Genomic DNA, 12273 nt, shown 5'->3' on the forward strand with positions numbered 1-12273 from the left:
CCTCGACGGCCGGACCATGCACGTACGGAAGGGGCACGCGATGACCGACGCCCTCGAATTCGACGCGCTGTGGGACGACTTCCACCGCGTGGTGAACATGACCTCCCAGGAGCTCGCCGCCTGGCTGCGGGTGAGCGACGCCGACGAGGACACCGAGCCGCTGCCCGACCAGGCGGGTTCCCCCATCGGACAGCACGTCCTCGCGATCCTGCAGAAACGCCGCACGGACCTCACCGACGACGACGTACGCGTGATGTACGAAGTCGTGGACACGGTCACGGAGCAGTCGGACCTGGAGAGCGAGCCGGAGGCGGAGGACACCGACCGCCGGCACCGGCTGATGACGATCGGCCATGACCCGCTGAAGCCATGAGCGGCCAGAAGGACGTCGTACGCGAACTGGTGCGGGCGCACGGGCAGACGTTCGCCGAGGAGGCGGGCATCAGGCTCAAGGACACCCCGCAGCCGCTGTACCGGCTGCTGGTCCTTGCGCTGCTGCTCAGTGCCCGCATCCGCGGGGCGATCGCCGTCGACACGGCCCGCGAGCTGTACCGGGCGGGTCTGCGCGACCCGCGCCGGATGGCCGGGGCCGACTGGCAGCAGCGGGTGGACGCGCTGGGCCGCGGCGGCTACCGACGCTACGACGAACGCACAGCCACTCAACTGGGAGACGGCGCCCAGCTGTTGATCGAGCGGTGGGGCGGGGATCTGCGCCGGCTGCGGAAGGAGGCGGACGGCGACGTCGGCGAACTGCGCCGTCTGCTCCAGGAGGTCCCGGGCCTGGGACCGGCCGGCGCCGACATCTTCCTGCGCGAGGCCCAGCGGGTGTGGCCGGAAGCGGCACCGTACCTGGACCGCAAGGCGCTCGACGGAGCGGAGCGGCTGGGTCTGCCGAAGGACCCCGACCGGCTGGTGAAGCTCGCCGCGAACACCCAACCGGCCGTGCTCGCGGCCGCGTTGGTATGGGCGGCGCTCGACAAGGAGGTGGCCGAAGACAGTCTCCGTCGCGCAGCATGATCGTGTAACACTGCTCGCACGCACGGCCTTCCGGGCCTGTCGAGCAGAGGAGCGTCACGTGACGGGGACCGAGCCGGCCGCACCGCGGATCGACACGACCAGGCCGCACCCGGCCCGCGTCTACGACTGGTTCCTCGGCGGCAAGGACAACTACCCCGTCGACGAGCAGCTGGGCCGGCAGATCGCGTCGATCCAGGGGGACGCGCCGCGCGCCGCCCGCGCCAACCGCCGGTTCATGCAGCGCGCCACGCGCAGGCTGGTCGAGCAGTCGGGAATCCGCCAGTTCCTCGACATCGGCACGGGCATCCCCACCGAGCCCAACCTCCACCAGATCGCCCAGCGCGTCGCACCGGACGCGCGCGTCGTCTACGTCGACAACGACCCGATCGTCCTCGCCCACGCCGGCGCCCTGCTGCGCGGCACCCCGGAAGGCGTCACCGAATACCTGCAGGCCGACGCCCGCGACCCCGCCGCCATCCTCGAACAGGCGGGCCGCATCCTCGACTTCGACCGCCCGGTCGCCCTCTCCCTGATCGCCCTGCTGCACTTCATCGCCGACGAGGACGGCGCCTACGACCTGGTGGGCACCCTCGTCGAGGCCCTCGCCCCGGGCAGCTGCCTGGTCCTGTCCGCCATGACCGCGGACTTCGAGCCGGAGAACGTACGGCGGGGCATCGAGGCCTACGCGGCGGGCGGAGTGACCCTGGTGGCCCGTACACAGGCCGAAATGGGCGGCTTCTTCAAGAACCTCGACCTCGTCGCGCCGGGGATCGTGTCCGTGGTCGACTGGCACCCCGAGCTCGGCGTGGACGAGCCATCGGACGGCGAGGGGCCCGTGTCGCTGTACGGGGGCGTCGGCGTCAAGCGCTGACGGGGCTGCCCACCAGCGCGGTCACTTCAAAGCGGACTTCAGCGCTGAAGCAACGGACCCTGAATCCGTGGAAGGGATCTTCCAGCGGAATGCGACGCCGTTGCCGTCAACGTAGACGAGGCTGCCACCCTTCTCGGCGGCGGTGATATCGAAGACGACAGAGTCGGCCTGGTAGGTCTTGGGGGAGACATCTGGAGCACCCTCACTGAATCCCACGGGAGCGACCTTTCCCGCCGCTTTGCTGTTGCCTGCCTTGACGGTCTTCCCGCCGGGTGCCTTCCACCGGAAGCCGTCCTTGCCGGCTGTGGTCGTCACCGGGGTCTCGGACTGATTCTTGGCTTCGAACCTGACGACAGCGAAGAGACCATGCTCCGGGCTCTCAGCGCCGGCCTTGTCGACGTAGACGACGGCATCCGGGGTGATCTGCGCGGTGCCCCTACCACCAACTCCGGCTGTGTCGGCGCTCTGCCCGAAATCGAGCGCGGTACGCGGACTCGGCTGCGGATCGCTCTTGTCATCTCCGTCGGAACAGGCAGTCAGGCTCAAGATGCAGGCTGCTGCGAGCGCGGATGCTCTGATGATGTGGCGCATGATCCCCCCGGGTAGAAGCAGACGCAGTATGCCGAGTCTGCACCACGCCGGCTAGTCAGGTGCCGGCCCGGACACCATGATCAGCATGCCCGGGTCGGCGTGCCCTCAGCAGATATCCAGGCGGTTGAAGTCGTACGTCGCGTAGTCCGGGACCGTGTAGATCTTGTAGTCCGCAGGGATGTAGACCTGGTACCTGGGCCCCCAGAAATGGACCTGGGCCCCGCCCGTCTGGTGGTTGAGAACAGCGAGCGAGTCGATGAAGTTCGAGAGCGACCTCGTGTCGCACTTGAACAGGTGGAAGATGCTGTGGTTGCCGTCGCCTTGGCCAACCGCCACGCAGGCGATTCCATTTGCCCAGGCGCACGTGGCCAGCGCCGCGTTCCGATCGGCACTCGACACATCCCGCTGTACCCACTCACCTGAGAACAGCGGGTAGATCTGCGGTGTCCATGCGGCCGTTCCGGTGGCAACGTTCGGTGCTGCCTGTGCTGGTGCCTGCGCCGCCAGCGGAACAAGTGCGGCGATCATCGTCACGACCATGACAGCCGCCCGTCGCCTGATTCTGCTCAATGCCATTTGGCCTCCTCTGTAGTCGCAACCGATGCAGCCGTTTCTGGCTGGATGGTGTCTTTCTGCCGAGGAATTGGACTATCTGGACCTTGGCGCTGATGCGCCGTGAAGGCGAACAGGTCGCCATCACCCTGCACTTCTGGAAATGCACCGTCCATCACTTCGAAGAGCATCGAAAAGATGGGCCAGGACCGCTCCTGCCGGTGGGCCCGCAGATCTGAGCGGGAGCCCTGCTGGAAGGCCCTCGCATGCCGGCAAAGGAACCCCCGCCTACCCTGACCGAATGATGGACGAGGGAGACTTCCGGGTCGGTGACGTGCTGTCGGTTGCTTGCGCCTTCACGGTGACCAGGGTCGAGAAGGGTCTCATGTGGGATCACGTGTCGGTGCGGTGGCCGTGGTGGGAGATCGACGCCGAGAACGAGTTCGCGCAGTGGAACGGGGTCGTCGCCCTCGGGGTGAACAGCAGCGGGAGCCCCTCGCCCGAGGTGGACGCCGAACTCTTTCGAACGGACCCCCCGCCCGAACAGTTGAAGGCGGGAGACGTCTGCCGGATCGGCGTGCCACCCACCGTCGTGCACGTGACGGACGTCGAACACCACGACCCTCCGCTGGAGACGGCCTGGCTGCCACATCCCACCCGGACCGTGACGGTGCTGCCCCGAGGTCTGTCCTCTCGCGAGTTCCCGGACGAGACCCACCTCAATGGCTCGGGGTACACCATCCACCCCGGCGACGGGATCCCCTTCACCTTCGAACTGTTGATGCGCCCCTACGCATCCCTCCAGGTGGGCGACGAGGTCGCCGATACCGTCGGCCGGGCATGGCGGTTCGACGGGCCATGGGACTGGACCGCGTTCGACGGGGAGCCCGCCGGCGCGGGCCCTGCGTGGCCACTCGTCCTGCTCACCCGAGCAGGAACTCCGTGCTCCGTCGAGGACGCCGAGGCGGTGGCTGCGAGTACGGCGAAAGGGTCGCACCAGGAGACGATCCGAGAGTGGATGGCACTCACCGACGCCTCGCCCACACCCTGACCCATCCCGACGCCTGAGGCCTCTCTGTCGGGGGTGAGCCAGGGCGGAGCCCGGCCCACCCGGCCAAGGCCCGTCATCGCCAAGCGATCATGGCCGAGTCCTCGGCCCGGCCGACCCGCCGGGCATCCGGGAAGCCTCTGCGGGACAGCCTTTCGGGGCTGGATACAGGTGTCAGCGGTGTGGATCAGTGATCTCCCGCAGCGCTTCCAGGGCCTGTCTCAGCTGCCGGGTGCGTACGGGGCCCAGGTGGGCCGTCCATTCCCCCTGGATCTCGCGGACGACGGGCAGGCTCAGTTCGATGAGTTCGTGGCCCCGGGCAGTGATCGTGACCAGTCGGGCTCGTGCGTCGCGCGGGTCGGGCACGCGTCGGACGTAGCCGGCTCGTTCGAGCTGGTCGACGATCGATCCGATGGTCTGCTTGCTGAGCTGTGACGCCTCGGCCAGCTCGGCCGGCCGCGAGCCCTCCGGACGGATCCGCTGGAAGACCCGTGCCTGGGTGAGCGAGATGTCGTGCCCGGCGGACTTCAGGGCGGCCATCACGGCCGACTCCATGAAGCGGTACGGGATGAACATCAGGAGTCCCAGGTTGAGCTCATCAGCGTCATCGTCGGTCATGCCGCCATCATTGCAGAAGGTCCGAACCTCGTACTAATATAGTCCGAAGTTCGGACCTTTGGGGGCTGTCATGGGCGACTCGGACGCTTACTGGACCGCTGTCCGCACGACCCGTCTGCGGATCGCTGACCTGCTGGAAGAACTCACTCCGGCCGAATGGGAACAGGAGTCGCTGTGCCGGGGCTGGCGCGTGCGGGACGTCGCGGGACACCTCGCTCTGGTCCCCACCATCACCACCTGGGACATGGTCGCGGTCGCCCCGCGCGCCCGGTTCAGCCCCGACCGGATCAATACCGTGCTGGCCCGCCGGCACGGCTCCCGTGCGCCCGCGGACCTGGTCGCCGCGATCCGCAGCCACGCCGACACCCGCCGCACAGCGAAGGTGCTGGACACCCGCAACGCGCTGTTCGACGCGATCGTCCACAGCCAGGACATCGCCCTCCCGCTCGCTCGACAGCTTCCCGTCCCGGCCGAACACAGCCGTCAAGCACTGCGGCGGGTCTGGGCGATGGGCTGGCCGTTCCACGCCGAGCGCCGCCTGGCCGGCCTGGCTCTGCGGGCGACCGACACCGACTGGGCAGTGGGTGACGGACCGGAGATCGCCGGGCCCGCCCTGGCCCTGCTGCTGCTCTCGACCGGACGCACCGCCTGCCTGGACGCCCTGCGGGGCGACGGCATCGACCGGCTCAAGTCCTCGCACACAAACCGCTGAGACATCCGCTCGCACGAGAAACGGAGCATCTGATGCGTCGCACCATCGGCATGACCCTCTGCGCAGTTCTCGCCGTGCTCGACCTGGCCGGCATCGTCGGCTTGTGGCAGCACCCCGGGCCGCCGCCCGCCATCATCATCACCGGCGCGGTGCTGGGCGCCGTCACCCTGGCCTCCTACCGGTCCGCAGGCCGGGGCAACGTCCGCGCCCTCCGGGTCGTCGTCGGCTCGCGGGTGGTCTCGGCTCTGCTCGGCCTTCCGGTCTTCTTCACCGCGGACGCGCCGGGCTGGGCCCGGATCGTCGTGGCGGTCCTCATCGTCGCCACCGCCGTCGCCGTCGCGCTGCTGGCGCCCGCCGCCCGCCCGACCGCGGCCGAGCAGGCCTGACGCCCTGGCCACCACCCGGCGCGCTCTGACCCCACACCGCCCCGGCTGGACCCGCCCGAAGATCCGCCTCAGCGGTTCAGGCGCAGGCTCTCAGCCACCCACGGGCGGAGACCCCCGCGCCCACCCGGCCGATACCGATCCCCGCCGACGCGCGGTCGCGTCGCACTCCTCCCGGTGTCGCTCACCCCAGCAGCCACCCCCCGTCCACGCTCAACTCCACCGCATTGACCGACCTGTTGCGCAGCAGGAAGTCCACCGAGTCCACCACGTCCGCCACGGTGGCGAGCCGGCCGGTCGGGGTCCTGGCGCGCAGGGCGGCCAGGACCTCCTCCGGCTTGGACCGCCAGTAGGGGCTGTCGCCCACGACTCCGGGGTGGACGGCGTTGACGCGGACCGGCGCGAGTTCCACCGCGAGGGTGTTCACCAGGCCCCGTACGCCCGCGTTGACCGTGGCCACCGTGGTCGCGCCCGGATAGGGGCGCTCCTTGGCCTGGCCGCCGAAGACGACGATCGCGCTGTCGTCGGTCATGCGCGGCCGCAGCACGTGCACGACCTCGGTGTAGCCGACCAGCTTGAGGGTGACCAGGCGCAGGGCGGCGGCGATGTCGTAGTCCGTCGCCCGGTTCTCGTCGCGGGAGACGCCCGCGAGCACCAGGTGGTCGACGCGTCCGACGTCCGCGAGCGCCGCGGCGATCTCGTGCGGCCGGGACAGGTCGAGGGCGAGGCCTCGCGCGCCGATCTCCTTGGCCACGGAGTCGGCGCGGTCTCGGTCGCGGCCGGTGAGGACCACCTCGTCGCCCCGCTCGGCCCGGACCCGGGCGAACTCGCGGCCGATGCCCGACGTACCGCCGACGACAACGACGCTGTTCATGACTCCAGGGCCTCCCTCAGGTACTCCCAGTCCCGTGTGAACCGGTACGAGTGGCGCGGTGGCGGCTGCGGCGCCTGGGTCTCCAGCCAACGCAGCGGTCCCGTACCGGCGTTGGCGAAGCCGTGCACACAGCCGGCGCCCGCCCAGGCGCAGTCGCCGGGTCCGAGCCGGTGGTGCTCGCCGTCGAACACCGCGTCCGCCTCGCCTTCGAGGAAGTAGTACGTCTCCTCGAAGGGGTGGTCGTGGGTGCCCGCGACGCCGTCCGGCGCGTACTGGACCATGAACATCGTCGAGGCGACCGCGCCCAGGTCGCTGTCGACCATCATCTTGACGGTGATGCCGCTGTAGACGAGCAGCGCGGTGCGCATGCTCGCCGAGACGGCGAGCAGATCCTGGGACTGCTTGCCGGGGTCCATCTGAGTGGGTTCGAAGTGGCCGAAGGTGCGGGTGCGCGGGTCGCGGACGTCGATACGGACGGGACTGCGCACAGGCAGGTCCCGCACCGCCTGCGTGTCGTACCCGTAGCGGGCCCGCGGGACCGGCGCCAGCATGTCCGCCCAGCGTGCGGACGTGTCCCCGGTGCCACGCCAGGCGTGCGGGACGCCGGTCGGCAGGATGCCGTAGTCGCCCTCCTCCAGGAGGTACGTGCCGTCGGGCATGTCGAGGATCACGGTCCCGTCGAGGATGTGGAAGCTCTCCTCGTACGAGTGCACGTGCGCCGGCACCGCGCCGTCCGGGCGCAGTTCGCACAGGCCGAAGCCGGTGTGCACGCTGCCGTCGTCCTCGCCGACCAGCGTCCGGCGCCGGTAACTCTGTGCGTCGTACGGCGGCTCGGCCGCGTCGGCGGCCCGCCGCACCAGATGCCCGGTCATGCGCTCGGCTTCGCCTCCTTCGCCTTCGCCTCCTTCGCCGCGAGCAGCCGGTCGCGGGACTCCTCGACCAGTTGCCGGGCGCGCGCGACGTCGGCCGTCAGCCTGCCGTCGCGCTTGCGGATCACGCCGTCGACGATGACCGTCTCGACGTTGGAGACGTCCGCGCACAGCGTGACCGCGGAGGCCGCGTCGTGCACCGGCGCGATGTTCAGCGCGGTGGCGTCGAGGGCGACGACGTCGGCGCGCTTGCCGGGAGACAGGGAACCGGTGCGGTGCTCCAGTCCCGCGACATGCGCACCGTTGCTCGTCGCGATCTCCAGCATTTGACGTGCCGTCAACATGCTTTCCGGCACGGGCATGTTGGCCTGCCAGCAGTCGGCGTTGAGCCGGGCGCGCTCGGCGCCGAAGGCCGCGCGGATCTGGGTGAACATGTCGCCGGGCACGGTGGTGACGACGTCGATGCTCAGGGAGGGGCGCAGCCCGTGCTCGATCGCCGCCATCACGGGCGGCCAGCCGTGCCCCATCTGGGTCTCCACCTGCGGCGCGATGGAGACCGTACCGCCGCTGTCGGCGACCATCTGCCACTCGTCCTCGTGCAGGTAGCAGCAGTGGATGTAGGTGGTGTCGGGGCCGAGCAGGCCGAGGTCGTTGAGCTGTTTGACCATGCCGAAGCGGCCGGCGAGGCGGCCCATCGCCACATGCACGGTGATCGGGATGTTCAGTTCGCGGGCGAGGGCCCATTCGGAGGTGACGACGTCGTTCACGCAGAAGCCGGGGCCGCGGGTCGCGAGCGCCATGGTCAGCAGGCCGTCGTCGGAGGAGAAGTACTTGGCGCGGATACGGCGGACGTCGTCACCCGGTATCGCGATCTTGCTCTCGAACCAGTAGTCCGCGAGGGAGGTGTTGGCGCTGCCGTACGCGTACTGGGCACGGATGCCGGTCTCCGTGAGCGCCTGGATCGCGGCGTCCGGGTGCTCGGGCGTGTTGTTGATGTGGGACCAGTCGACGAGCGTGGTGATACCGGCGTTGAGGCACTCAAGGGCGCCGGCGAGATTGGCCGCGTACACGTCCTCGGGCGTGTACAGCGGGGCGAAGGTGTCGAGGATGTCGACGAAGTAGTCGTCGAGGGTGGCGTCGGGGGCGACGCCACGGATCGAGGCCTCCCAGGTGTGGCGGTGGGTGTCGACGAAGCCGGGGATCACGATCCGGCCGCTCATGTCGAGAACCTCGGCATCGGCGCTGATCTCCGGCTGCACGGCCGCGATCCGGCCGTCCTCGATGAGGACGTCGCCCCTCGGCAGATCCCCGACGGAGGGATCCATCGAGAGCACGTGCCCCGCGCGAAGCAGTATCCGATCGGTCATCGCGCTTCCTCCTCAGGGGTGTTCAGTACGCGGCGAGATTCCGCACGGCCGCCAGGACCTTGTCCACGGTGGGAATGACCTGCTCCTCCAGCGCGTCGGCGAACGGCAGCGGTACGCACTCCCCCGCCACCCGGCGCACCGGCGCGTCCAGCAGCCCGAAGCCCTCGTCGGCGACGATCGACACGAGGGTGGCGCCCCAGCCGCCCTGGTAGGGGTTCTCCTCCACGGTCACCAGCCGCGAGGTCTTCGCGAGGGAGGCGAGGACGGTGGCGACGTCGAGCGGGACGAGACAGCGCAGGTCGACGACCTCGGTGTCGATGCCCTCGTCCGACAGCTGCGAGGCGGCCTGGAGCGCCACCGGGACCATGGCGGCGAGCGCCACCAGTGTCAGGTCGGCGCCCTCGCGCACCACGGCGGCGCGGCCCAGCTCGACCACATGATCCGGCGGCGCAGGCGCACCCTTGCTCGCCAGCAGCCCCTTGTGCTCGAAGAAGACCACGGGGTCGTCGCTCCGAATGGCCGCCGCCATCATGCCGATGACGTCGGCGGGCGTGGCGGGGGCCGCGATCTTCAGCCCCGGGACGGTCAGCGCCCAGTTCTCCGTGGCCTGCGAGTGCTGGGCTCCGAAGCCGAGGCCGCCGCCGTTGGCGGTGCGCACCACGAGCGGCACGGTGACCTGACCGCCCGTCATGTACCGCACTTTGGGTATCTCGTTGGCGAGGTAGTCCCAGCAGCAGGCCAGGAAGTCGGAGAACATGATCTCGGCGACCGGCCGCATCCCGGTCATCGCGGCGCCCATCGCCGCGCCCACGATGGCCTGTTCGGAGATCGGCGTGTCCCACACCCGCTCGGGCCCGAACTCCTTCAGCAGCCCGACGGTCGTCTTGAACACCCCACCGGCCTCGCCGATGTCCTCGCCGAGGCAGACCACGGCCGGGTCGCGGCGCATCTCCCGCGCGATGCCCTCGGCGACCGCCTCGCGGTAGGTGATGACATCACGGTCCGTGCTCACGTCCGCCATGCCGCACCTCCGTCCGCCCATACGTCGGTCAGGGCCTCGCCCGGATCGGGCGGCGGCGCGTTCTTCGCCGCCTCGACCGCCTGCTGTACGAGGTCACGGGCGCGCTCGTCGGCCGCGGTGACCGTCGCCTCGTCCGCCCCCAGCTCGACGAGGCGTCCGCGGGCGACGTCCAACGGGTCGTGCTTGAGCCAGCGTTCGACCTCCTCGGCCGGGCGGTAGGTGGCCGGGTCGGCGCGGCTGTGCCCGAAGTGGCGGTAGGTCTCGGCCTCCAGCAGAGCGGGCCCGTCTCCTGCCCGGGCCCGCCCGGCGAGGCGGGCGACCGCCTCCTTCACGGCGAGGACGTCGTTGCCGTCGACGACCTCACCGGGGATGCCGTACGCGGGTGCCCGGTCGGCCGCCGGGCGGGCGACGGCCGTGACGTCGGCGATCGGCGTGTACTCCATGTACAGGTTGTTCTCGCAGACGAACAGCACGGGCAGCTTCCATACGGCGGCCAGGTTGAGCGCCTCGTGGAAGGCGCCGATGTTGGTGGCGCCGTCGCCGAAGAAGGCGACGGCGAGCTGTCCGCTGCCGCGCAGCCGGGCCGACCATGCGGCGCCGACGGCCATCGGCAGGTGGGCGCCCACGATGGCGTACGAGCCGAGCATGAACGCGTCCGCCTTGGTGAGGTGCATGGAGCCGCCCTTGGCCCCGCACAACCCCGTGGCCCTCTGCATGAGTTCGGCGAGGCACTCCTCGGGGGTGGCGCCGCGGGCCATCGCGTGGTGGTGGCCGCGGTAGGTGGCGAAGACGTAGTCGTCGGGGCGCAGTGCGGCGCTCGCACCGACGGCGATCGCCTCGTGCCCGGCGGCGAGGTGGGTGGTGCCCTTGACCAGGCCGGACAGGAACAGGTCGTGGGCGGCCTTCTCCGTACGGCGGATGACGGCCATCTGCTCGTACAGGGTGAGGAGTTCGTCGCGGTCGGCCATCAAACGCCCCCGTTGGTACCGGTGTTGAGGTGGGACTGGGCCTCGCGGCGGGTGTTGAGCTCACCGCCGACCGTCCAGTACTTGCGGCCCGCGACCAGCAGTTCCTCGGCGGGGAACTTGGTGATGACCTCGCAGCCGTCGGCGGTGACGACCAGCTCCTCCTCGATGCGGGCCGCGGACCAGCCGTCGGCGGCCGGCCAGTAGGTCTCCAGGGCGAACACCATGCCCTCTTCGAGGACTTCGGGGTGGTCGAGGGAGACCAGCCGGCTGAAGATGGGCTTCTCCCAGATCGACAGGCCGACGCCGTGCCCGTACTGCAGGGCGAAGGCGGCGGTCTCGTCGGCGAAGCCGAACTCCTCGGCGCGCGGCCAGACCTGGACGATGTCGGCGGTGGTGGCGCCGGGGCGGACCAGGGCGATGGCCTGGTCCATGTACTCGCGGCAGCGGACGTACGCGTCCCGTTGGGCGCGGGAGGCGCTGCCGACCGCGAAGGTGCGGTAGTAGCAGGTGCGGTAGCCGAGGTGGCTGTGCAGGATGTCGAAGAAGGCGGGGTCGCCGGGGCGGATCAGACGGTCGCTGTAGACGTGCGGGTGGGGTGAACAGCGTTCCCCGGAGATGGCGTTGACGCCTTCGACGTACTCGCTGCCGAGGTCGTAGAGGACCTTGCTGACCAGGCCGACGCACTCGTTCTCGCGCACGCCCGGGCGCAGGTAGCCGTACAGCTCCTCATACGCCGCGTCGACCATCGCGCAGGCCTGGGTGAGCAGGGAGATCTCGTCGCGGGTCTTGGTGCGGCGGGCCTCCAGGAAGACCTGCTGGCCGTCGACGACGTCGATGCCCTCGGCGCGCAGCGCGGCGAGGATCGGCATTTCGGCGACGTCGATGCCGAGCGGTTCGCCCACGAGGCCGTGCTCGCGCAGCTCGGTGGCGATCTTGGCGGCGACGTCCTCTGCGATCCCCGCCCCCGGGTGGAAGGCGCCGCGCAGGGTGGAGATGCCGGCGCGGGCGCCGGTGGGCGGGCCGCCCTTGCCGTCGCTGTAGTCCAGCCACGGGTTGTAGAGCTGGTGGTGGCGGGCCGCGGAGCCGAAGTCCCAGACGACCGGTTCGCCGCCGCGCACCAGCAGGGCGAAGCGGATCAGCTTGTCCATCGCCCAGGTGCCGATGTGCGTGGCGGTCATGTAGCGGATGTTGGCGAAGTCGAAGCTGAGCACCGCGCCCAGCGAGGAGCGGTTCAGGGTCTCGTTGAGCCGGGCCAGGCGCTGCTTGCGCAGCCGGTCCAGGTCGATGCGCTCTTCCCAGTCGACGGCATTGGGTCCATATGTGCGGATCGCCATGGCGACCACCCCCACTCCGGAGTGAACGACCACACCGGGCAGGTGTCA

Annotated in this window: 16 protein-coding genes; 6 read left to right on the plus strand and 10 right to left on the minus strand. The window is 70.1% G+C overall.

The features are described from left to right. Positions 1 to 40: 40 nt before the first annotated feature. Genes ACWC1K_RS04890 through ACWC1K_RS04900 form a run of 3 tightly spaced genes read left to right on the plus strand, consistent with a single transcriptional unit; the run spans position 41 to position 1888 of the window. Positions 41 to 373 (plus strand): DUF3140 domain-containing protein, encoded by a 333-nt coding sequence (locus ACWC1K_RS04890; RefSeq protein WP_450828832.1) that lies wholly within the window; start codon positions 41 to 43, stop codon positions 371 to 373. Continuing rightward, positions 370 to 1017: an endonuclease gene (locus ACWC1K_RS04895; protein ID WP_450828833.1), complete on the plus strand. Its 648-nt coding sequence runs from the start codon at positions 370 to 372 to the stop codon at positions 1015 to 1017. The genes ACWC1K_RS04890 and ACWC1K_RS04895 overlap by 4 nt, the downstream gene beginning before the upstream one ends. 58 nt (positions 1018 to 1075) lie before the next feature. Continuing rightward, entirely contained in the window at positions 1076 to 1888 is an 813-nt protein-coding gene (locus ACWC1K_RS04900) for an SAM-dependent methyltransferase (protein WP_450828834.1), read from the plus strand. A 21-nt stretch (positions 1889 to 1909) separates the two neighbouring features. On the opposite strand, the gene ACWC1K_RS04905 is transcribed toward ACWC1K_RS04900, so the two are convergent. The 3 genes from ACWC1K_RS04905 to ACWC1K_RS04915 all read right to left on the minus strand — a co-directional run bounded on the left by ACWC1K_RS04905 (position 1910) and on the right by ACWC1K_RS04915 (position 3222). After that, complete coding sequence (locus ACWC1K_RS04905) at positions 1910 to 2479, minus strand: hypothetical protein (RefSeq protein ID WP_450828835.1); 570 nt, start codon at positions 2477 to 2479, stop codon at positions 1910 to 1912. A gap of 105 nt (positions 2480 to 2584) precedes the next feature. Continuing rightward, entirely contained in the window at positions 2585 to 3055 is a 471-nt protein-coding gene (locus ACWC1K_RS04910) for a hypothetical protein (protein ID WP_450828836.1), read from the minus strand. Beyond that, on the minus strand, positions 3046 to 3222 hold the full coding sequence (locus tag ACWC1K_RS04915) for a hypothetical protein (protein ID WP_450828837.1): 177 nt from the start codon (positions 3220 to 3222) through the stop codon (positions 3046 to 3048). The genes ACWC1K_RS04910 and ACWC1K_RS04915 overlap by 10 nt, the downstream gene beginning before the upstream one ends. Before the next feature lie 110 nt (positions 3223 to 3332). Between ACWC1K_RS04915 and ACWC1K_RS04920 the strand changes: the two genes are divergently transcribed. Beyond that, positions 3333 to 4082 carry a hypothetical protein gene (locus ACWC1K_RS04920; protein ID WP_450828838.1) on the plus strand — a complete coding sequence of 250 codons (750 nt, stop codon included), beginning with the start codon at positions 3333 to 3335 and terminating at the stop codon, positions 4080 to 4082. Positions 4083 to 4253: 171 nt separating this feature from the next. Here the strand turns inward: ACWC1K_RS04920 and ACWC1K_RS04925 are convergent, their stop codons facing one another. Continuing rightward, positions 4254 to 4697 (minus strand): MarR family winged helix-turn-helix transcriptional regulator, encoded by a 444-nt coding sequence (locus tag ACWC1K_RS04925; protein ID WP_450828839.1) that lies wholly within the window; start codon positions 4695 to 4697, stop codon positions 4254 to 4256. Positions 4698 to 4767: 70 nt separating this feature from the next. Here ACWC1K_RS04925 and ACWC1K_RS04930 point away from each other — a divergent pair, with 70 nt between their 5' ends. After that, positions 4768 to 5409 (plus strand): maleylpyruvate isomerase family mycothiol-dependent enzyme, encoded by a 642-nt coding sequence (locus ACWC1K_RS04930; RefSeq protein WP_450828840.1) that lies wholly within the window; start codon positions 4768 to 4770, stop codon positions 5407 to 5409. Between the two features lie 32 nt (positions 5410 to 5441). Then, a complete protein-coding gene (locus ACWC1K_RS04935) occupies positions 5442 to 5795 on the plus strand; it encodes a hypothetical protein (protein ID WP_450828841.1) in 354 nt (117 codons plus the stop codon). A 181-nt stretch (positions 5796 to 5976) separates the two neighbouring features. Here the strand turns inward: ACWC1K_RS04935 and ACWC1K_RS04940 are convergent, their stop codons facing one another. Genes ACWC1K_RS04940 through ACWC1K_RS04965 form a run of 6 tightly spaced genes read right to left on the minus strand, consistent with a single transcriptional unit; the run spans position 5977 to position 12225 of the window. Then, on the minus strand, positions 5977 to 6666 hold the full coding sequence (locus tag ACWC1K_RS04940) for an SDR family NAD(P)-dependent oxidoreductase (RefSeq protein ID WP_450828842.1): 690 nt from the start codon (positions 6664 to 6666) through the stop codon (positions 5977 to 5979). Next, on the minus strand, positions 6663 to 7538 hold the full coding sequence (locus ACWC1K_RS04945) for a cupin domain-containing protein (protein WP_450828843.1): 876 nt from the start codon (positions 7536 to 7538) through the stop codon (positions 6663 to 6665). Before ACWC1K_RS04945 ends, ACWC1K_RS04940 begins: the two co-directional genes overlap by 4 nt. Beyond that, positions 7535 to 8902: an amidohydrolase family protein gene (locus ACWC1K_RS04950; protein ID WP_450828844.1), complete on the minus strand. Its 1368-nt coding sequence runs from the start codon at positions 8900 to 8902 to the stop codon at positions 7535 to 7537. The genes ACWC1K_RS04945 and ACWC1K_RS04950 overlap by 4 nt, the downstream gene beginning before the upstream one ends. Positions 8903 to 8924: 22 nt before the next feature. After that, positions 8925 to 9923 carry an alpha-ketoacid dehydrogenase subunit beta gene (locus ACWC1K_RS04955; protein ID WP_450828845.1) on the minus strand — a complete coding sequence of 333 codons (999 nt, stop codon included), beginning with the start codon at positions 9921 to 9923 and terminating at the stop codon, positions 8925 to 8927. Next, on the minus strand, positions 9911 to 10891 hold the full coding sequence (locus ACWC1K_RS04960) for a thiamine pyrophosphate-dependent dehydrogenase E1 component subunit alpha (RefSeq protein WP_450828846.1): 981 nt from the start codon (positions 10889 to 10891) through the stop codon (positions 9911 to 9913). Before ACWC1K_RS04960 ends, ACWC1K_RS04955 begins: the two co-directional genes overlap by 13 nt. Beyond that, complete coding sequence (locus tag ACWC1K_RS04965; protein ID WP_450828847.1) at positions 10891 to 12225, minus strand: M24 family metallopeptidase; 1335 nt, start codon at positions 12223 to 12225, stop codon at positions 10891 to 10893. Before ACWC1K_RS04965 ends, ACWC1K_RS04960 begins: the two co-directional genes overlap by 1 nt. Positions 12226 to 12273: the final 48 nt, after the last annotated feature.

Source organism: Streptomyces sp. NPDC001492, assembly GCF_053597275.1.